Genomic DNA, 19,225 nt, shown 5'->3' with positions numbered 1-19,225 from the left:
CCATGCGCACCCTGCTCTTGCTGCTACTTGCACTGCCTCTTTGCAGCCAGGCCGAAAACCTTAACGCGATCGCCGATGGATTGCTCAGTACGGTGGAGGACAAGGTGGTCGCCTGGCGACGGGACATCCACCAGCACCCGGAACTGGGCAACCGGGAGTTTCGTACCGCGCAACGGGTGGCGGAGCACCTGCGCTCGCTGGGCATGGAAGTGCGAACAGAAGTGGCCCATACGGGCGTGGTGGGTATCCTTCGGGGCGGACTGGACGGACCTGTCATCGCCTTGCGGGCCGACATGGATGCGCTGCCGGTCACGGAGCAGGTGGATCTGCCCTTCGCCTCCACAGCAACAACCGAATACCTGGGCAAGGAAGTGGGCGTGATGCATGCCTGTGGCCACGACAATCACGTGGCCATCCTGATGGCCACAGCACAAGTGCTGGCAGAAATGCGGGACAACATTCCGGGCACGGTCAAGTTCATATTTCAGCCTGCGGAAGAGGGCCCTCCTCCTGGTGAAGAGGGAGGCGCGGAGCTGATGATCGAAGAGGGCGTCCTCGAAGATGTGGAAGCGATTTTCGGTCTGCATGTTGGACCTTCACCGCTGGGCACCATCGGCTACCGGCCCGGGCAGTTCATGGCCAGCTCCGACAGTTTTCAGATCGCGGTGGAAGGCAAGCAAACCCACGGCGCCGTGCCCTGGGGCGGGGTGGACCCTGTGGTGGTGAGCTCCCAGATCGTGATGGGCCTGCAGACCATCGTCAGCCGCCAGCTCAATGCCACCCTCACCCCCTCCATCATATCGGTGGGCCGAATCCAAGGCGGTGTTCGCAGCAATATCATTCCCGAGCAGGTGGAACTGGAGGGGACGATTCGCACCTTTGACGAGAAGGTCCGGGCGGACATTCACCGGCGCATTGAGCAGACCGCCACCGCAATCGCCGAGGCCGCTGGCGCCAGAGCGACGGTGAACATCCAGTCCGGCCCGCCGGTCACCGCCAACAATGTGGAACTGACCCGGCGCATGATCCCGACGCTCGAGCGGGTGGCGCTGAATAACCAGGCCATGGAGGTGCCGCGCGTCACCACCGCCGAAGACTTCTCCCGCTATCAGCTTGAAATCCCGGGCATGTTTTTCTTCCTCGGCGTGGCGGACCCCAATGACCCGAACCCCGCGCCAAATCACTCGCCCCGCTTCTACGCGGACGAGCGGGCCCTGCCGATCGGAGTGCGGGCCATGACCCACCTGGCTCTGGATTACCTGACCATGAGCGGCGCCGAGTAACGGCCCGCTCGGCGGGGCCGGTTCGGCTAGCCGGGGCCGGGATTTGCGCCAGACTCTTCGACGGCTCCGTCGCGGACTGTGGGGGGCCGCAGGAACACGGCTGTAAACACCGCTGTGCCCAACAGAATCACTGCCCCGATCACCGCGTTGACATCGAGCGCGGTGCTGAATGCATCCTGCGCCGCCCGCACCAGGATTGCGCCGGAAGTGCCACTCAGTTCCGCGGCCGCTGCCAGTGCGCCGCCGAGGGAATCCGTGGCAAGAATGGCGGTTTCGGGCGGCACGTCCACGGGCAGCGTTTTACCCAGCGTGTAGCGGTATACAGCAGCAGCGGTACTGCCGATGACCGCGATACCCAGTGCAAACCCCAGCTCCGTTGCCGTTTCCGAGGTCGCGGATGCTGCTCCGGCTTTCTCGCCCGGAGCGGAGCTGACCACCAGATCGGTGCCCAGCACCATCATGGGCATGACGCCCGTGCCCATGATGACCGAGCTCAGGATGAACAGCGCCACGCTGTTGGGGCCGCCCACCTGAGTCAGGAGCAGAAACCCCGGCGCCGCGAGAAGCAGACCGGCGGGTATCAATCGCTCTGCACTGAATCGTTGGGCATAGCGGGGCAACAGAAGCGCTACGGCCACCTGAACCACGTGAGAGGGGATCGTCACCAAACCCGCCTCCAGCGGCGACAGGCCGAGCACTCCCTGTAGATATTGAAAGAGCATCAACCAGGAGCCGGACAGGGCCAGAATGGTGAACAGCATGGCCACCACCGCCGCGCTGAAACCGGGGTTCCTGAACAGCCCCAGTTCGAACATGGGGTCCTCAAGGGTCCGCTGCCGGCGGACGAACACCAACCCCACCATCGCGCCAAGCACAATCACCAGTAGAGGAACCAGGGCAAGGCCATTGCGAGCCATGTCCTTCAGGCCGTACATGATCATCAGCAGACTGGCGATGCTCAACAACGCGCTGGCAAAATCCAGCCGGCCCGCATTTTCATCGCGAAATTCCGGCAGCAGAATGGGGCCGCTGATCAGCAGCAATACCATCACCGGCACGCCCAGCAGGAAGGCGGCGCCCCACCAGTAGAACTCCAGAATGGCGCCGCCGACCAGGGGGCCGATGGAGCTGCCCACCAGGAATCCGGCCATCCAGACGGTAATGGCAATCGTGCGCTCACTGTCCACCTGGAACATGTTGCGGATCAGCGACAGAGTGGACGGCATGAGGGTCGCGCCCGCAATGCCCAGCAGTGCCCGGGTGGCAATGAGCATTTCCGCGCTGGTGGAGAATGCAGCCACGGCTGAGGCAGCACCGAAGGCGGTGGCCCCTGCCAGCAGGAGCTTGCGGCGACCGATTCGATCCCCAAGAGTGCCCATGGTGATGAGAAAGCCCGCGATCATGAACCCGTAAATGTCCAGAATCCAGAGGAGCTGGGCGCTGGTGGGTTTGAGATCGGCGCTGAGCGCGGGCACGGCCAGATGCAGCACCGTCATGTCCAGGGCCAGCAGAACGGTGGGCAGGATCAGAACCGCCAGGCCCCACCACTCGCGTGCGCTGGCCCTGCGCGGATGAACGTCCTGGCCCGATTGCGGGGCTTCGCCCGGTATAGCGGCTGTCATTCTGAATCTCCGACGATCAAAAAGGTGGGCGAGTCTAATTCCTCAAGCAGGCTTGTGGTCAAGCAGAAGAGGGACTCTGATTGAAGAAAATGTGATGACCGGGGATATGCGCGGATGATCGTCCGGGGTAGACCTTATCGTCACCTCAAACCTGGTAACGGGTGGGGTCCGACACACCGGCGGCGGCAAAACCGGCCCGGCGCAGGCGGCAACTGTCGCAGCGGCCGCAAGCCTCCCCCGCGGAATTGGCCTGGTAGCAGGACACCGTCAGGCTGTAATCCACCCCCAGCGCTACGCCCTGCTGGATGATCTCAGCTTTGCTGAGCTTCATCAGCGGCGCGCGGATGGCCAGAGTCCTGCCCTCCACGCCGGACTTGGTGGCGAGGTTCGCCATTTTCTCGAAGGCTTCAATAAAGGCGGGCCTGCAGTCGGGATAGCCGGAGTAGTCCACCGCGTTGACGCCGATAAAAATGTCCCGGGCGTCGAGAACCTCCGCCCACCCCAAGGCAATGGAAAGGAAGACCGTGTTACGGGCCGGCACGTAGGTGACAGGAATGCCCTCGCTCTCCGCCTCGGGAACCGCGATGGAGTCGTCTGTCAGGGCGGAACCGCCGATGGCGCGTAAATCGAGGTTGACCACCTTGTGCTCCACCGCATGCTGGGCGGCGGAGCAACGCTGCGCCGCATCCAGTTCGGCACGGTGGCGCTGGCCATAATCGAAACTGAGCGAATAACAGTCGTAGCCCTCATGGCGGGCGATGGCGAGCAGAGTGGTGGAATCGAGGCCGCCCGAGCTGAGGACGACGGCTTTTTTGCGGGACACGGGAACTCCTTCGGGGCAAAACGACAATAGCCCGTTATTTTATCGCGCCCGCTGCCTTGAGGTGAAACTCCGGGCCCAACACAAAGGGCTGGTCCACCATCTGCTCCGACATGAGCCAGAGCCGCTCCGCCGCCTTCGGGTCCCGCGCGTGGGGCCAGACGCCCGAATCAGCCTTCCCGTCGGCTGCGGGCTCCGCCACCCGGCAGTCCTCACAGTAGGCGCCACCATGGCCAATCAGGGCCGGTGAAGTGGCGGCCCACACAATGCTGGCCGCCCCCTGGGCGGGGGATTTCAGCCACCTGCGCAGGCGGCCCTCGCCGTCCATCCAGCCGAGCTCTTCAATTTCCCGGCGAGTGAGGTGACGCTGCAGATTGGTCATAATCGTGCCGGGGTGCACGGAAAACGCGGCGCCGCCCACCGGACGCAACCGGGCGTTGAGCGCCAGCGCGAAGAGCGCATTGGCGGTTTTGGATTGACCGTAGGCCTGCCACTTCTCATAACCGCGGTTTTCGAAATTCGGATCCGAGAAATCCACGGGGGCAACCCGGTGGGCCGAGGAGCTGAGCGACACCACCCGGCAGGACGGACTCGCCGCCAGGGCCGAGGCAAGGCAGGCGGTCAGCAGAAAGTGCCCCAGGTGGTTGACGGCGAAATGCAGCTCAAACCCCTGCAGGCAGCGGGACTCGGGGCAGGCCATCACGCCCGCACAGTTCACCAGTACATCGAGGCGCGGGTACTCGCTCATGAAGTTGTCGGCGAAGCGGCGCACACTGTCGAAGTCCGCCAGGTCCATTTCATAGGTGCGGATCTTGCCATTGCCCGTCTCGGCGATGAGCCGGTCCGCTACCATCGACCCGAATTCCAGATTTCGCGCGGGCAGGATTACCTCGGCACCGGCGGCCGCCAGCGCCAACGCAGTCTCCGCCCCGAGGCCGGAGGTGCCGCCAGTGACGATGGCGGTTTTTCCACGCAGGTCAATGCCCCTGACAAGATCCAGGGCCGCACTATTGCGACCGAGCCGTGACATAAGCAATTCTCCTTAATGGCTTATTCAGAATCCGCTGATTGCAGCGGGCGCGGATTCTACCGTGTTGGTGACAGCCCGGTAATTCGGGATCAGCGGGCTGCGACCTGGTGCACGTACACATCACGTTGTGGATAGGGAATCGTGATCCCATTGGCATCGAAGGTCAGTTTGACCTTTTCTATCAGATCGCTGCGCAGGGCCCAGTAGTCAGCCTGACTGACCCAGGGGCGAACATTGAAATTGACGCTGTTGTCGGCGAGTTCGCCCAATTGTACGACGGGCTCGGGCTCGGCAAGCACCCGCTCGTCTTCCCGGAGTGTTTTTTCAAGGATGTCCTTTGCCAGCTTCAGGTCGTCGTCGTAACCAATGGAGAACACAAGATCAAGCCGGCGTGTGTCCAGAGCCGAGTAATTGACAATAGTATTTTCGTAGATGCTCCCATTGGGGACGATTACCCTGCGATTGTCCGGTGTGGTCATGATGGTGCTGAAAATCCGGATCTCCTTGACTACACCCGCGGTGCTCCCGGCCTCCACATAGTCGCCCACCTTAAAAGGTTTGAATAAAATTAACATGACACCGGAGGCGAAATTTCCGAGAGAATTCTGCAGGGCAAGGCCGATGGCAAGACCCGCGGCACCAATCAGCGCCACGAAGGAGGTGGTATCCACGCCCAGTTGATCGACGGCGGCAATGACCACCATAAGGACCAGCAGTCCGGTGAGAATCGAGGCGATAAAGCGGACCAGCATCGGATCCACTTTCGCACGTGTCATCACTGCTTCCGCGACACGCACAACAATGGCCACCGCGAAGCGACCCAACAAAAGAATAACCAGAGCCATCGCGATATTGATGGCCCAGGGTACGGCGTAGGTGTCCACCATCTCCGCAGCGTTAAAATTCTCCAGCATGAAGAGCTCCAAAATTGACCAAAGGTTTCCCGGGCAGAGGTCGCAGTTTTTGCAATTGGACAGTATGCCCGGTCAAAACCATTTGTACATGACAGTTGAGCTCGGGGTAAGATCCCCCTGGGTTGATTTATTCTGCCGGTCGCATCGGCGGTAGTCAGCGCCTTACGAGATCAGTAGTCGCGCGGAGTTGTACACGATGAGAATGAAGCACGTTTCCAGGCTTATGGCTGCGGCTTTGTGCCTCGCCCTGGCCGGTACCAGCCTGGCCAGGAACCCCCACGTGGACGGGGAAGGGCTGCCACCGGGTTTGCAGAAGAAACACCAGGCCGGCCAGAGCCTGCCCCCGGGTTGGCGGAAAAAACTCTCCAAGGGACAGATTCTCGACGAATCAATCTATCTGCAGGGCCGTGTCGTGGTGCCGCTGGGGCGGGATGGATCCATTTCCATCGATGTGGATGGCACGCTTCTGCGCCTGCATGAAAAGACCCGACGGATCTTGGACATTCTGCACTGATCGAACCTGGCAGGCTTTCGGACAAGAACCTTCCAACAGCCCCGGACACTTTCCGGCGCCTCAGCTTTTCGACAATCTGTTCGCCACCGCCCGGCGCCGTGCAGCCTTTGCAGCTTCCCTGACCTTCCGCTTTCGCAGCCACATGTAAGACCCGGTTACAAAGAACAACGCGGGCAGAATGCCACTGATGAACACCAGCCATCGTCCCGGCAGGCCGAGCGCGTCGCCGTTATGCAGGGGGAACTGCCAGCTTAAAAATTTACTCCCGGCCGCAATTTGGGTCGCATCCCAGTGGGCCAGTACCCTGCCGCTGTACTGGTCCACCCAGACGGCGCTGGCGGCATGCTGCGACCAGGGCTCTCCAGGCAGATTGAAGGCGAGTTGGTAGGCACCATCGGCTCCCTGCGGCAGGTAGATCCGTTTAAGTTGCCCCTGCGGGAATACGCCCTGGCCGATCGCGGCGGCCTGATCCGCATCGATGCCGGTCCCCGCGCCACTGGATTGCGGGCCAGGCCGTGAATCCACTTCGAAGAGTGCATCGGCCAGCGCTTCCACCGGCGCGTGGAATACCAGCGAAACTCCGGAGAAGGCAACGGCCAACAGGACCGGCAAAAAATAAACGCCCGCCGTTTTATGCAAATCGAAATTGAATCGGTAGCTGCCCGCGCCGCGGCGAATGGTAAGGGCCCGTCGCCAGCGCCCGTGGCGCGGCCACCAAATGATCAGTCCACTAACCCCGAAAAATAGAAGAAACAGCCCGGCAATGCCCACAATGGTTTTGCCAGTGGCCCCTGCCAGCAGGGTGTAATGCAAGCGGTAGATCCAGCTGACCGGGTACTCACCCCAGGTTCGCTGCGCCAGAACTTCGCCGCTCGGGGCTACGCTCACTTCGATGGGCCCCGGAGCGCCTGCCGGGCCGGGAAAACGAACCACGTGGGGACTGCCGGGCTGCCGCGCAAGATAGATGCGCTGTGCCGCCGGGGCGCCAGGCACTGCGGCCCGCGCCACCTCCAGAACCTGTTGGAGCGGGGCCTGATCTGATGAAGGTCGGAACGCCACCGTCTCCGGCGCCAGCCTTTCGTCCAATGCGTGATCGAAAACCAGCACACTGCCGGTCAGGCCGATGACACTGAGCAGCAGCCCAAGCGCCAGGCCGAGGTATTTGTGCAGGGCGATCAGCAGTGGGCGCATGTAGATAACCCTCCCCGAACCCTTAAAACTCGCGGTGGTAGGACAGGCTGAAGCTGCGACCCATGCCCGCGAAATTGCGGCTGTCGTTGCCCATGGTCTGGGCATAGTAGGTGAAGTAGTTCCGGTCCCCCAGATTCTGGACACTCAGATTGAAGGCCCCTCCCAGCGCCAGGACTTCCAGGTTCAGGTCTACAGTGGTGTAGCCGTCAAATCGCGCGGTGGTGTTCCCCGCCGCATCCTTGAACCGTCGGTCCAGCAGATGATTGAGCTGCAGACGGGAGTTGATGCTCTCGGACCAGCCGCGCTCCCAGCTCAGGTTGAGCCGGTCCGGCGCAACATTGGCTCCGTCCAGGTCACTGTCCACGCGGCCATTGTCGTCCGAGTCATACTCCCCTTCCGTTGCGGCGTAGCGCAGACCCAGGGTGTCTGCCTGGGTGGCCAACCAGTTGAATCGAAATTCAATTCCGTCGATGGCTGTGCGTTCGCGCTGCACGCTGTAAAAGCCGTCGGCATCCGCTTCGAGCCGCTGCCCGAAATCCGAGTCGGAGGTAAAGTAGCTCAGCTGTGCCGACACCCTGTGAGCATTGAATTCCGCTCCCAGTTCGCTGTTTTCGGTAATAATGGGGTCAAGAGCCAGGAAGCTTTCCACGCTCTGATTCGGAACGTCGATGCCGCGCAGCACCCGACCCACATCGGGCATCGAGAAGCCTTCGGAATAATTGGCAAACACACGCCAATGCTCGGTGGCCTGGAAGGTCAGGCCCGCGTTATAGAGAGTCTCTGCGAAATCGGGATCACCCCCCGTCACGTACTGGCTGCCATAGGACGCCAGAGTGACGAAGTCGTCCACGTTCAGTTTTGAGTCTTCGTGACGCACGCCAGCGGTTACCGTAAGACCCGCAAGGCCCGAAAACTCCGCCTGCAGATAGGGTGCTATGTTCTCGTACTCCGTTGCCGGCACCCAATTGCGGCCGGTCTGTACCAGCTCCTGGTAGGTGGTATCGCGCAGGTAGTCCACCCCGTAGACCAGATTCAACGGTAAACCGGCGATATCGTCTTTCACGAGTGTGAGTTTCAGGCCACGTTTTTCCGAGTTGTTCTGGGACTGGTCAAACAGGTCTGGACCGTAGGCCGGGTCCTGAAACGTTGCATACTCTCCACCGCCGTATGTAGCGGCAAAGTCCTGATGGAATATTTGCAAGCGCAGGCGCTGATCGAGGACCTCCTCGTTGCTGTAGTTCGCACTGAACATCGTCACTTCATTGCGCGGCTCATCGCCCGGAATGCGGCCCTCGATCGCCGTGGTGGGAATACCTGCCGCCTTGTCGCCCTCCACGGCCACCCAATCGGTGCTGCCAGTGAGATCGAAATGATTGACGGTCAACTCCAGGCGCTGGTCGTCCCACTGGTAACCACCCTTGACGAAAACATTCACCATGTCGGAGTCCATGGTATCGCCCTGGGCGTTGTCGAAGCCGATCGGCTCACCATTGCCGTCGTAATGGATGCCGCTGCTGCGATAACCGACGCTGGCCATCACATCGGCCCGCTCACCACCGGCCGAGAGGTTGTAGTTGAGGCCATAGCCCAGACTTTCACCCAGATCTTCTTCCTGAGTGAAGGACTCCGCGCGCACACTCTGCCGAAAACCTGCAGCCGGTTTGCGGGTGATCAGATTGATAATGCCCCCCGAGGCTCCCAGACCATGAATGGCATTGGCCCCGTGGATCACCTCCACGCGTTCCAGCATCAGGGGGTCAATGGTGTGACCATCACGGGAACCGTCCCGCAGGGGATTGGACTGGGGCACCCCATCCACGAGATATAGCGGGCTGCGGCCCCGCAGGCTTTCGCCCGCATTGGTGAGCTTCTGACGGCTGGGCGAGAAGCTGGGTACCAGGTTCCCAAGCACTGTCGATAGATCGTGATTGATACTGAGTTGTTGCTCCAGGTCCTTCGCATCGATGAGCGTGACCGTGTTGGGAATGGTGCTGAGTGGTCGTTCCGAGCGGCTGGCAGTCACCACAATTTCCTCGGTGATCTGCCGTTCAGCGCCCTGTGCAGCCAATGAGGCGGTAAGCGTCACTGCAAGCGCGAGAGATGATCGGCGACAGGTCATAGGGTACTTCCCGTGGTTATTCAGTGGACGCCAGCTCGGCGAGGAGATGCGAATTCTAGAGCAAATGATAATTGTTATCAATATCAATTACGCCACCGATGGGCCCTCCTCCTGAGCGTGGCGCCAAAGTGGTAGGATCATTTCCTTTTGCAGGCGAAGACTCATGAACGAGGCGGCGAAAAAAGACCCGACCATGGACCGGGCACGGCGGGTTCACTGGTGGGTGGTGGTCATACTGCATCTGTTGATGGCTGGGGAGCTGGCGGTCGCCGTGTACAACGGGTATTGGATGAATGTGTTTCTGATAGGCGCCATCATGTCGGTGATCTTCATTCCTCTGGTGCTGGGGCGCCGTTTCCAGCTGCAGATTCCCTCTGAGTTTCAGATCCTGGCGGTCATTTTTACTTTTGCCGCTCTTTTTCTGGGTGAGATTCGCAGCTATTACGAACGGCTGTGGTGGTGGGATATAGCCCTGCACGCCAGCTCGGGCCTGCTGTTGGGAGTTCTGGGTTTTCTGCTGGTCTATGTGCTGAACGAGAACGAACGGGCCGCGCTCCACATGCGGCCCCGCTTTGTGGCTCTGTTTGCTTTCGCGTTCGCTGTGACGATGGGCACGTTGTGGGAGATCTTCGAGTTTGCCATGGATGAACTGTTCGGCATGAACATGCAGAAACCGATGCTGGGGGACCCGTCCGGTCTGACTGACACGATGTGGGATTTGATGCTGGACGCGGTCGGGGCTTTTGTTATCAGCGGTATCGGCTGGTGGTATATGATCCGCGAAGAGCATTCGTTCATCGAACGTTGGATCCAGAAGTTCATCCGTCGCAACCCTCATCTGTTCAGACGATTGCGGGAGTAGCATCCGCGCCGTGCCAGGGCAGGCTTTCAGGTTCTGAATCCTGTTCGGAATGTCGCATTCCAAGGTTCGAGGCTTTGAAGCCGTTCGCGAAACCCCTCCCCCGTCAGCCCAAACGGGTTAAGGACTCCGCACCCTTCGAGGCTAAAACCCGGTAGCCATCTCGCCTGGTTTATAGACCCGGTTCGAAATAGGCCCTGAAAGATTCGAGGTTCTAGAGCCGTTCGGGATCGGGGTGGACCTTTCGAAATCGCGGTGAATACATCCTTGTAGCTCCCTCGCGGCATCCATGCCGCCAGGGTTTCGAAAGGTCCACCCCGATCCCGAACTCAGATTGTGCCGGCTGGGAGATCGTCGATTCGCCACGTTATCACTCGGCAGCGAATTCACGTTTAGCGTTTCTTATCGTTGGGTTACGGCCTGCGGCCTAACCCAACCTACGGACCCGACAGCAGTAGGTTGAGTGTTCTTCGCATTTCCACTGCGCTGCTAGATCGTACTGCAATGGGAGTTTGCGGTGGCGGGGAGGGGTTTCGAGACCCTCACGGCAGGGAAGCCGTGAGGGAGCTCCAGGGAGGGATTCACGCGTTCTCGAAACCCCTCCCCGCCAGCGCAAACGGGTTAAGGACTCCGCGTCCAGACCTTCCCCCAGGGGGCAGACAGCCGGCGCCCCCATTTACCAAACGCGAGTTTGGGAGCGGGGTATTAGAGCCGTTGAAGGCACGCAACTTACAGGTCCGTCAGTCACTGCAAATGGTGCCCACTTCCACTGAGAATTTTTTCCAGCAGCTCCAGGCGCACCGGCTTGGTAATATGCTCGTCGAACCCCGCCTGAGCGCTGCGCCGACGGTCTTCCGGCTGGCCATAGCCGGTGGTCGCAATTAGAGGGATGCCCTGAAGTTTATCGTCGGCCCGAACCCGGCGCGCGAAATCATAGCCGCTCATTCCTGGCAGGCCGATGTCGCAGAGAATAATGTCCACGTCTTCGTGGGCGAGAATGTCCAGCCCCTCCGGCGCGGTGCGCGCAGTACGCACCTCATGGCCTTTCAGTTCCAGCAAAGTGGCCAGTGTATCCGCCGCATCCTCGTTATCCTCCACGATCAGAACACGCGTCTGTTCGTGCTCCTCGGGAACCGGCGTCTGACGCGTGCGGCTCTTGTGAATGAGCGGCAGGCATACCAGGAACTCAGCGCCCTTACCAGCCCCATCACTGTGAGCTTCGATGCGGCCTTCGTGCAGTTCAACCAGATTTTTCGCCAGCGACAACCCCAGGCCGAGTCCGCCTGTGGTCCTGGATACGTCCTGCCACTCCTGCAGAAAAGGTTCAAAGATCCGGTTCAGGATTTCCGGGCGTATCCCGACGCCCGTATCCCGAACATGAACCTTGGCCAGATCCTCCTCCTCATCCAAGCGCACCTCGATGGTGCCCGGTGACTGCGTGAATTTAATGGCGTTACCGATGAGGTTGTCGAAAACCTGAACCAGACGAACCCAATCGCCGTTTATCATGACCGGCCGCCGCGGGTAATGCTGTCGCAATTGCAGGCCCCGCTTCTCAATGCTGTCAACGCGATCGTCCAGGACGGATTTCAGAACATGCACGAGATCCACAGGCCTGCGGTCCAGGTGGATTTTACCCCGGGCAATTCGCGACACTTCCAGCAGACCGTCCACAATGCGGGAGATATGATTGGATTGCCGCTCCAGGACATGAATTGCATGCTGCAATCGGGGATCATCCGTATGGGCCAGTTTTGCGAGTTGAGTTGCCGCGGCTATACCAGCGAGCGGGTTGCGCAGTTCATGGCCCAGCATTGCCAGGTATTCGTCCTTGCGCTGGGCGGTCTCCTGTAACATTTCTTTGACCTGACGCTGCTCAGTGATGTCGGTGCTGGTGCCGAGCCACCGGACTACGGCACCGGCGTCGTTGCGTATCGGTCGAGCCTGGGAAAGAAACCAGTGGTATGCACCCTCTTTACTGCGAATGGGGAACGTGTCCTCCCAAGGCTCCCCGCTTTTGAGATGACGGTTGAACTTCGCATCCACAGCGCGGGCGTAATCCGGGTGGACAGTGCCCTGCCAGCAGCGTCCCGCGTTTCTTTGGGGTTCGGTTCCCGTATAATCCTGCCACGCGCGGTTCGTCCAGAGCATGCGTCCACGCCGGTCGGTCATCCAGGCGAGCTGGGCGATACTGTCGGCGAGTGTGCGAAAGCTCTCTTCGCTTTCGCGAAGAGCTGCCGCCGTAGAGCCCGCTGTTATTTGCGCTTTATGTCCCCGCACCTTCTGGGTACCTGTCGTGGCTGATCGTGAGTACAGTGTTCCGGGCCTTGCGTCAGCCCCAACGGGGATCGAAGCTCATGGCCAAACACAACGCTGTGTATCAGAGCGAAATAAAGCAATTATCAGTCCCACAAGGGACCGTGACGGAGTGCCTCGGCAGGCCCACGTACACGAGGGAGTAGGACCGCAGCGTTGCGGCCTGCCCCCCTTAGCCAGTAATGTCTTGCAAAAGCGCGCGCACGAGGAGACGAGATGAAAATCTGGGTGGACGCTGACGCATGTCCGGCGGTGATCAAGGACATCCTCTTCCGCGCGGCCCAGCGGAGCAGAGTGGTTGTGACCCTGGTGTCGAATCACGCGTTGAGCGTTCCGACCTCGCCGTTCATCAAGCGGGTACAAGTGGAACAAGGTTTCGACAAGGCCGATGAGGAGATCGCCGCACGGGTGGAGGCCGGGGACCTGGTCATCACCAGTGACATTCCTCTGGCCGCGGAGGTCATTGACTCAGGTGCGCTGGCACTGAGCCCTCGCGGAGAGGCCTACAACAAAGACAACATCAAGGGCCGGCTCAATATGCGGGATTTTCTCGATACCATGCGCGGCAGCGGGGTGCAAACGGGCGGGCCTGCCGCAATGAACCAGGCCGAGCGCCAGCAGTTTGCCAACCGATTGGACCGGATTCTGAGCCGGGCTTCGCGGGATCAGTGAGCGGGCGATTCACTCCTTCTCAATGATTCCGCAAGCGACTCTGCCGCCCCCTCCGCCCAGAGGCTCCGGCTCGTCCGCATAGTTGTCCCCGCCTTCGTGGATCATCAGCGCACGGCCGCGGACATCCGAGAGCTCCAGATCGTCCTTGTAAACCGGATGGGTGGCGGTCTGATCGTCCTCCACATAGAGCGCCGGGAGGTCACCCAGGTGACCCTCCTCCCAGGGTGCCTTGTGGACCCCCTTGTTTTCAGGGTCGTAGTGCCCACCCGCTGCCAGTGCAGGCCCGGTTTTTCCGTCCGGGCCCTGGGGGCCACAGTCCGGGTTCTCGTGTACGTGAAAACCGTGAATGCCCGGCTTCAGTCCCTCTAACCGAGGTTCGAACACGAGTCCGTCGTCCACTTCTTTGAGTGTAATCTCGCCGATTGCTTGCTCCACTCCCGTGTCGCTGACCGCGTGCATGGTTACCACATACTCTTCCGCGGCGACCTCTGCACCCAGCATTGCCAAGCCGGCCAAGGCCGAACGCTGTAACAGTTTCTTCATCACTTCCCCCTGCTGCCGTTACTTATGCGCTGTTAGTCACGCGCTGTGAGTTACACACTGTCCGTTACACGCTGTTTCAACGCGCCGCCACCGTGCCGCGGGAACGCCAAAACTGTTCACCCTAAGGCTCAGGATGCCACGGCTAAAGGATGGATAGCAGGATGCAGACCAGCATCGAACCGAGCAATGGTTTCCGGTCCCTCGCGGCAGCTGATGCCAACCGAAGGTCAACAGCGGGCGCACAAATTGCATCGACCCAGCTCCCGCGCTCGCTCGCCATCGGATTCAGGCACTTCGCGCAAGGCATGGTGCCTTGCAGACCTGGACTTCGTCGGTCTGCGCACGGGTCGCTTACAAGCACATTGGTAAAACTTACACAAACACTTCAGTTATCCACAGGACGGGCGCGTGGCGTGGACCGCGTCCACATTGCAGAGGGGGAAGCGATAATGACAGGAAGACTGGAACACCTGTTCTGGATCTTGGGCGCTGTGCTCGTACTGCCCTTCATCGTTCACCATGGAGTGCTGACAGGAAAGCAGGACGAGGTCAGACAGACGATACCTCAGCTTCGTTCTGTGCCCGTACTCCCGGCTGTCATGACATCGCTGACCCCCGCGGAGGAGAGCCCAGCGTCCAGCATCGTTCAACCCGGAGGCCACCACGCGCGCGATCCGCGGTGGCAGGAAGCGGCGGAGCGGTTCGAAGCGCCTGTGGCCCGGCTGGTTATTCCCGCTCTCCAGTCCGAAGTGGCTGTATTTGCCAGTGGCGGTGAGTGGGCCTTGAGCCAGGGTGCCGGCGTCATTGCAGACACAGCCGATTTGAATCAGGCCCGCAATATCGGCGTTGCGAGCCACGCCGACGGGCACTTCCAACAACTGGATCGACTGGCTCTGGGAGACCTCTTGCTCCTGGAGACGGATTGGACCCTGCGTCAGTTTCGGGTGGTCGACAGCCGCCGGGCAACGGCGCCCGAGGCACTGGCAGGTTTCGACGGTCAATCCACCATGACCCTGGTCCGCTCCCCCGCCGGGAACGGCTCCGACTACCTGATCGTGAGCGCTCTGGAAGTGCAGCACACCCGCGCGGCTGCTGATCAGCCGGCGCTGCCCCGACCCGCTGCCTATGGCTATTCAGAAAAGACCCTGAAGTTCTGAGTTTCCTGAAGTTCCGGGTCGCAGCCATCAACCCCAGTTGTGGGGCTTATGGCGACCATTCATGCAAACTATGTCATTTTGCCAAGCAATAGATAGCTTGAATCGTATGACCGAGGAGTGACATAATAGCGGCCCTGTAAGAAGGGGTCCCGGAGAGTCCGAAAGAGCTGGATTCAGGGAAGAGATCCAACCGCTCGACCACACCATCATCCTGCTCGACCCCGACTTCCTGCGTACTCCGGCCTGCTCCACCAGAGAGTCTTTACCCTGGCATTGCAGGGCCTCACCCGATATAAATCCCGGCGCGTACCCGCGGCCCAGACGAACGAGGTAGATCAATGGCTTCCAGTATTACCACCAAGAACACGGCGTTGAATAAATGGCTTGAAGAAATGGTGGCCCTTTGCCAGCCCGATCAGGTGGTGTTGTGTGATGGTTCGCGGGAAGAATACGACCGCATGTGGGAGTTGATGCTCGCCAACGGCACGGCCGTCAAACTGAACGAGGAAAAACGCCCCAACAGCTATTACGTCCGGTCGGTTCCGGAAGACGTGGCCCGCGTTGAAGACCGCACTTTTATCTGCTCCAAATCCGAACAGGACGCCGGCCCCACCAACAACTGGTGTGACCCGTCCGAGATGCGCGGCACCCTCAGCGACCTGTTCGCAGGTTGCATGAAGGGCCGCACCATGTACGTCATCCCCTTCAGCATGGGCCCCATCGGCTCCCCGATCGCGCACATCGGCATTCAGCTCAGCGACTCCCCTTATGTCGTCACCAACATGCACATCATGACCCGCGTTGGCGAGAAGGTGCTGGAACAACTGGGCGAGAACGGCAGGTTCGTCCCCTGTGTACATTCCGTGGGCGCCCCGCTGGCGGAAGGCGAGAAAGACGTGGCCTGGCCCTGCAGCCCGGATAACCGCTACATCGTTCACTTCCCCGAGAGCCGCGAAATCTGGTCCTATGGCTCCGGTTACGGCGGCAACGCCCTGCTCGGCAAAAAATGTTTCGCCCTGCGCATCGCCTCGGCCATGGCCCGTGATGAGGGCTGGCTGGCCGAACACATGCTCATCCTGAAGCTCACCAGCCCGGAAGGCGAAGTGAAATATGTGGCCGGCGCGTTCCCGAGCGCATGCGGCAAAACCAACCTGGCCATGCTCACTCCCACCCTGCCCGGCTGGAAGGTGGAAACCATCGGCGACGACATCTGCTGGATGAAGTTCGGCGATGACGGTCAGCTCTATGCCATCAACCCGGAAGCGGGTTTCTTCGGCGTCGCACCCGGCACCAGCATGGATTCCAACCCCAACGCCATGCTGTCCATGAAAGAGAACGTGATCTTCACCAACGTGGCCCTGACCGACGACGGCGATGTGTGGTGGGAGGACATGAGCGAAGCCCCCGCCCATCTGACCGACTGGAAAGGCAACGACTGGACCCCGGAATCCGAAACCCCCGCCGCGCACCCGAACGCGCGCTTTACCGCGCCTGCCAGCCAGTGCCCGGTGATCGCTCCGGAATGGGAAGACCCCAAGGGTGTGCCCATCAGCGCCATCCTGTTCGGCGGACGACGCGCTTCCGTAGTGCCTCTGGTCAACGAAGCTCGCGACTGGACCCACGGCACCTTCCTGGGCACCATTATCGCCAGTGAAATGACCGCCGCCGCGTTCGGCCAGATTGGCAAACTGCGCCGCGACCCAATGGCGATGCTGCCCTTCTGTGGCTACAACATGGCCGATTACTGGGGCCACTGGCTGAACATTGGCAAAAAGGAAGGCGCCAAGCTGCCGAAAATCTTCTACGTCAACTGGTTCCGCAAGAACGAGCAAGGCAAGTTCATGTGGCCGGGCTTCGGTGAGAACAGCCGTGTCCTCAAGTGGGTCTTCGAGCGCTGCGCCGGAACCGCAGAAGCGATTGAAACGCCGATCGGTAATCTGCCCGCCATCGACGGTCTCGATTTCTCCGGCCTGAATCTGAACGACGAAGCCGCTGCCCAGTTGTTGCGCGTGGAAGTGGACGGCTGGCTGCAGGAGATTCCGCTGATCAAGGAATACTACGAGCAGTTCGGCGATCGCCTGCCCAGTGCCCTTCTCGACGAGGTGGAAAAACTGGAGCAGCGTCTACAGGAAGCCAAGGCAAACGTCGCCTAAGACGTTTTACTCCCGGCCAACCCCGGCCGGGGCTTGCGTCCACGCTGCGGCTAAAGCCGCACGCGGGCGCGGCTCCGGTGTTAATCGGGGCGGGCGCCTCGACGGGGCTCCCTATAATCGCGCCTCCTGGCCCGCCGCCCGATCGGGTGGACGTGCACCAGATCGTTCCCCTTCGTGATTTCACCTTTCTGTGAGTCACACTCAGGATTCGTTTCATGCCCCACCGCGCACATCTTTTCTCTCTCCGTTTGGGTCACGCCATGCGGGAGAGCTGCGTTCGCGAGCCCTATAGCCGGGCGCGTTTTCTCAAAGATCTCATGGCCGGCACAACCGTCGGCATCATCGCGATACCGCTCGCCATGGCGCTGGCGATTGCCAGCGGTGTTGCACCCCAATACGGTCTCTACACCGCCATCATCGGCGGTTTTCTGATTGCGCTGACGGGAGGTTCCCGTTTTAGCATCTCGGGCCCGACCGCCGCGTTTGTCGTCCTGCTCTTTCCCATCGCTGAGCAGTACGGACTGGGCGGCCTGCTGATCGCGGGCCTCATGTCCGGGGTAATACTCATCGTCATGGCCCTGCTGCGCCTGGGCCGTTTGATCGAATACATACCGGAAGCCGTTACCCTCGGGTTTACCGGCGGGATCGGCATCGTCATCGCCACCTTGCAGATCAAGGACTTTTTCGGCCTGCCCGTTGGGGAAATGCCGGAGAGCTATCTGGAGAAATTGGTGGTGCTGGCGGAGCACGCCCCTTCGTTTGCGTCCGGCGACACGCTGGTGGCTTTTGTTACGCTCGGGGTCATGTTGCTGTGGCCGAAATTGAAAACCGTCATTCCCGCCCACTTGCCCGCAGTAATCGTGGCCGCATTGCTGGCGATCCTGCTGGGCCGCTACGGGGTTGATGTGGATACCATCGGCAGCCGGTTTTCCTACCTGCTGCCATCCGGTGAAACCGGCGCAGGCATTCCGCCGTTTCTTCCCGAGTTCAAATTACCCTGGCTTCAGAGCGGCGCGGACGGCAGTCCGGTTCACTTGAGCTGGCAGTTGATCGAAAGCCTGCTGCCGGCCGCATTCGCGATTGCGATGCTCGGGGCCATCGAGTCCCTGCTGTGCGCGGTGGTGCTGGACGGCATGACCGGCAAACGACACAGCGCCAACAGTGAATTGCTGGGTCAGGGGATCGGCAACATCGTGGTGCCGTTTTTTGGAGGGATCACCGCCACGGCGGCCATCGCCCGTTCCGCGGCCAACTACAAAGCGGGCGCGGAATCGCCGGTGTCCGCCATGGTTCATGCAGGCGTGGTGTTGCTTGGTCTGGTGGGGCTGGCGCCCTTGCTGTCCTTTGTGCCAATGGCGGGCATGGCGGCATTGCTGATGGTGGTGGCCTGGAACATGAGTGAGGCACCCAAGGCCGTGCATCTGATAAAAACTGCCCCCAAAAGCGATGTGCTGGTTTTCTCCGTCTGCCTGGGGCTGACAGTGTTGTTCGACATGGTGATTGCCATCACCACCGGCATCGTGCTCGCCTCGCTGCTGTTCATGCGGGAAATTGCCGAAATGACTCGCGTCAGTGACGTCACCCACAACAGGAAACTGGTGGATCGGGAGCTTCCTCCCGGGTGGCTGGTGCTGAAAATCAGCGGGCCTTTGTTTTTTGCTGCTGCGGACCGCATCTTCGGCGAGATCGCCAACATGATTGAGGGCAAGCGGGGAATCATTCTCTACATGGACGGCGTGCCGGTTCTGGATGCGGGGGGCCTGGCCGCCATGAACAAATTGATCTCTAAATGCGAGCGACTGGGCATCGACGTCGCAGTTGCGGATCTTCAGTTCCAGCCGCTTCGAACCCTTGCGCGTTCCGGGGTCAAACCTGTTCCGGGAGTGTCCTCATTTCACAGCAGCCTCGCGGCGGCTCTTGAGGCAGTGAGCGGCGGGAAAGCGACAGCCATTGACCCGCGCTGAAACCCGGGACGCCGGGAGCGCCGAGTCTGGCAAAGCGTGGGATGCTTTTGCCAGCCCGGCCCACGATA

General features: G+C 60.7%; 15 protein-coding genes. 7 read left to right on the top strand and 8 right to left on the bottom strand.

The features are described from left to right. Nucleotides 1–2: 2 nt before the first annotated feature. On the top strand, nucleotides 3–1,283 hold the full coding sequence (locus tag ACURWW_RS09805; RefSeq protein WP_445617082.1) for an amidohydrolase: 1,281 nt from the start codon (nucleotides 3–5) through the stop codon (nucleotides 1,281–1,283). Nucleotides 1,284–1,309: 26 nt separating this feature from the next. Here the strand turns inward: ACURWW_RS09805 and ACURWW_RS09800 are convergent, their stop codons facing one another. The 4 genes from ACURWW_RS09800 to ACURWW_RS09785 form a co-directional block, all read right to left on the bottom strand. After that, nucleotides 1,310–2,905, bottom strand: coding sequence for an MFS transporter (locus ACURWW_RS09800; protein ID WP_445617081.1), 1,596 nt, complete (start codon nucleotides 2,903–2,905; stop codon nucleotides 1,310–1,312). Between the two features lie 145 nt (nucleotides 2,906–3,050). Beyond that, entirely contained in the window at nucleotides 3,051–3,728 is a 678-nt protein-coding gene (gene queC / locus ACURWW_RS09795; protein WP_445617080.1) for a 7-cyano-7-deazaguanine synthase QueC, read from the bottom strand. A gap of 34 nt (nucleotides 3,729–3,762) precedes the next feature. After that, the gene (locus tag ACURWW_RS09790; RefSeq protein ID WP_445617079.1) at nucleotides 3,763–4,755 is read right to left on the bottom strand and encodes an SDR family NAD(P)-dependent oxidoreductase; all 993 of its coding nucleotides are present in this window, start codon (nucleotides 4,753–4,755) and stop codon (nucleotides 3,763–3,765) included. Between the two features lie 89 nt (nucleotides 4,756–4,844). After that, nucleotides 4,845–5,669, bottom strand: coding sequence for a mechanosensitive ion channel family protein (locus ACURWW_RS09785; protein ID WP_445617078.1), 825 nt, complete (start codon nucleotides 5,667–5,669; stop codon nucleotides 4,845–4,847). Nucleotides 5,670–5,865: 196 nt separating this feature from the next. Between ACURWW_RS09785 and ACURWW_RS09780 the strand changes: the two genes are divergently transcribed. Continuing rightward, nucleotides 5,866–6,183, top strand: coding sequence for a hypothetical protein (locus ACURWW_RS09780; protein WP_445617077.1), 318 nt, complete (start codon nucleotides 5,866–5,868; stop codon nucleotides 6,181–6,183). Between the two features lie 60 nt (nucleotides 6,184–6,243). Here ACURWW_RS09780 and ACURWW_RS09775 read toward each other — a convergent pair whose 3' ends face one another. Beyond that, nucleotides 6,244–7,374, bottom strand: a complete 1,131-nt coding sequence (locus tag ACURWW_RS09775; RefSeq protein ID WP_445617076.1) for a PepSY-associated TM helix domain-containing protein — start codon at nucleotides 7,372–7,374, stop codon at nucleotides 6,244–6,246. 22 nt (nucleotides 7,375–7,396) lie between these two features. Then, nucleotides 7,397–9,493 carry a TonB-dependent receptor gene (locus ACURWW_RS09770; RefSeq protein WP_445617075.1) on the bottom strand — a complete coding sequence of 699 codons (2,097 nt, stop codon included), beginning with the start codon at nucleotides 9,491–9,493 and terminating at the stop codon, nucleotides 7,397–7,399. Nucleotides 9,494–9,656: 163 nt separating this feature from the next. Here ACURWW_RS09770 and ACURWW_RS09765 point away from each other — a divergent pair, with 163 nt between their 5' ends. Then, complete coding sequence (locus ACURWW_RS09765; protein WP_445617074.1) at nucleotides 9,657–10,355, top strand: hypothetical protein; 699 nt, start codon at nucleotides 9,657–9,659, stop codon at nucleotides 10,353–10,355. 741 nt (nucleotides 10,356–11,096) lie between these two features. Here the strand turns inward: ACURWW_RS09765 and ACURWW_RS09760 are convergent. Next, nucleotides 11,097–12,632, bottom strand: a complete 1,536-nt coding sequence (locus ACURWW_RS09760; RefSeq protein WP_445617073.1) for a hybrid sensor histidine kinase/response regulator — start codon at nucleotides 12,630–12,632, stop codon at nucleotides 11,097–11,099. 252 nt (nucleotides 12,633–12,884) lie between these two features. On the opposite strand from ACURWW_RS09760, the gene ACURWW_RS09755 reads away from it, so the two are divergent. After that, nucleotides 12,885–13,340, top strand: coding sequence for a YaiI/YqxD family protein (locus tag ACURWW_RS09755; RefSeq protein ID WP_445617072.1), 456 nt, complete (start codon nucleotides 12,885–12,887; stop codon nucleotides 13,338–13,340). 9 nt (nucleotides 13,341–13,349) lie between these two features. Here the strand turns inward: ACURWW_RS09755 and sodC are convergent, their stop codons facing one another. Further along, the gene (sodC, locus tag ACURWW_RS09750; protein ID WP_445617071.1) at nucleotides 13,350–13,883 is read right to left on the bottom strand and encodes a superoxide dismutase [Cu-Zn] SodC; all 534 of its coding nucleotides are present in this window, start codon (nucleotides 13,881–13,883) and stop codon (nucleotides 13,350–13,352) included. 449 nt (nucleotides 13,884–14,332) lie between these two features. Here sodC and ACURWW_RS09745 point away from each other — a divergent pair, with 449 nt between their 5' ends. The 3 genes from ACURWW_RS09745 to dauA all read left to right on the top strand — a co-directional run bounded on the left by ACURWW_RS09745 (nucleotide 14,333) and on the right by dauA (nucleotide 19,157). Continuing rightward, entirely contained in the window at nucleotides 14,333–15,040 is a 708-nt protein-coding gene (locus ACURWW_RS09745; RefSeq protein ID WP_445617070.1) for a sortase domain-containing protein, read from the top strand. Between the two features lie 338 nt (nucleotides 15,041–15,378). Next, nucleotides 15,379–17,193, top strand: coding sequence for a phosphoenolpyruvate carboxykinase (GTP) (locus tag ACURWW_RS09740; RefSeq protein WP_445617069.1), 1,815 nt, complete (start codon nucleotides 15,379–15,381; stop codon nucleotides 17,191–17,193). A 215-nt stretch (nucleotides 17,194–17,408) separates the two neighbouring features. Beyond that, nucleotides 17,409–19,157 (top strand): C4-dicarboxylic acid transporter DauA, encoded by a 1,749-nt coding sequence (gene dauA / locus ACURWW_RS09735; protein ID WP_445617068.1) that lies wholly within the window; start codon nucleotides 17,409–17,411, stop codon nucleotides 19,155–19,157. Nucleotides 19,158–19,225: the final 68 nt, after the last annotated feature.

Source organism: Gilvimarinus sp. F26214L (genome assembly GCF_054401055.1).
Note: the sequence above shows the minus strand (reverse complement) of the source record. Positions and strands in the feature narration are given on the sequence as shown.

Excerpts from the sequence above, each read along its gene's own strand:
- ACURWW_RS09805 (WP_445617082.1), top strand. The coding sequence starts at position 3 with ATGCGCACCCTGCTCTTGCTGCTACTTGCACTGCCTCTTTGCAGCCAG.
- ACURWW_RS09800 (WP_445617081.1), bottom strand. The coding sequence starts at position 2,905 with ATGACAGCCGCTATACCGGGCGAAGCCCCGCAATCGGGCCAGGACGTT.
- ACURWW_RS09790 (WP_445617079.1), bottom strand. The coding sequence starts at position 4,755 with ATGTCACGGCTCGGTCGCAATAGTGCGGCCCTGGATCTTGTCAGGGGC.
- ACURWW_RS09785 (WP_445617078.1), bottom strand. The coding sequence starts at position 5,669 with ATGCTGGAGAATTTTAACGCTGCGGAGATGGTGGACACCTACGCCGTA.
- ACURWW_RS09780 (WP_445617077.1), top strand. The coding sequence starts at position 5,866 with ATGAGAATGAAGCACGTTTCCAGGCTTATGGCTGCGGCTTTGTGCCTC.
- ACURWW_RS09775 (WP_445617076.1), bottom strand. The coding sequence starts at position 7,374 with ATGCGCCCACTGCTGATCGCCCTGCACAAATACCTCGGCCTGGCGCTT.
- ACURWW_RS09770 (WP_445617075.1), bottom strand. The coding sequence starts at position 9,493 with ATGACCTGTCGCCGATCATCTCTCGCGCTTGCAGTGACGCTTACCGCC.
- ACURWW_RS09765 (WP_445617074.1), top strand. The coding sequence starts at position 9,657 with ATGAACGAGGCGGCGAAAAAAGACCCGACCATGGACCGGGCACGGCGG.
- ACURWW_RS09755 (WP_445617072.1), top strand. The coding sequence starts at position 12,885 with ATGAAAATCTGGGTGGACGCTGACGCATGTCCGGCGGTGATCAAGGAC.
- sodC (WP_445617071.1), bottom strand. The coding sequence starts at position 13,883 with ATGAAGAAACTGTTACAGCGTTCGGCCTTGGCCGGCTTGGCAATGCTG.
- ACURWW_RS09745 (WP_445617070.1), top strand. The coding sequence starts at position 14,333 with ATGACAGGAAGACTGGAACACCTGTTCTGGATCTTGGGCGCTGTGCTC.
- ACURWW_RS09740 (WP_445617069.1), top strand. The coding sequence starts at position 15,379 with ATGGCTTCCAGTATTACCACCAAGAACACGGCGTTGAATAAATGGCTT.
- dauA (WP_445617068.1), top strand. The coding sequence starts at position 17,409 with ATGCCCCACCGCGCACATCTTTTCTCTCTCCGTTTGGGTCACGCCATG.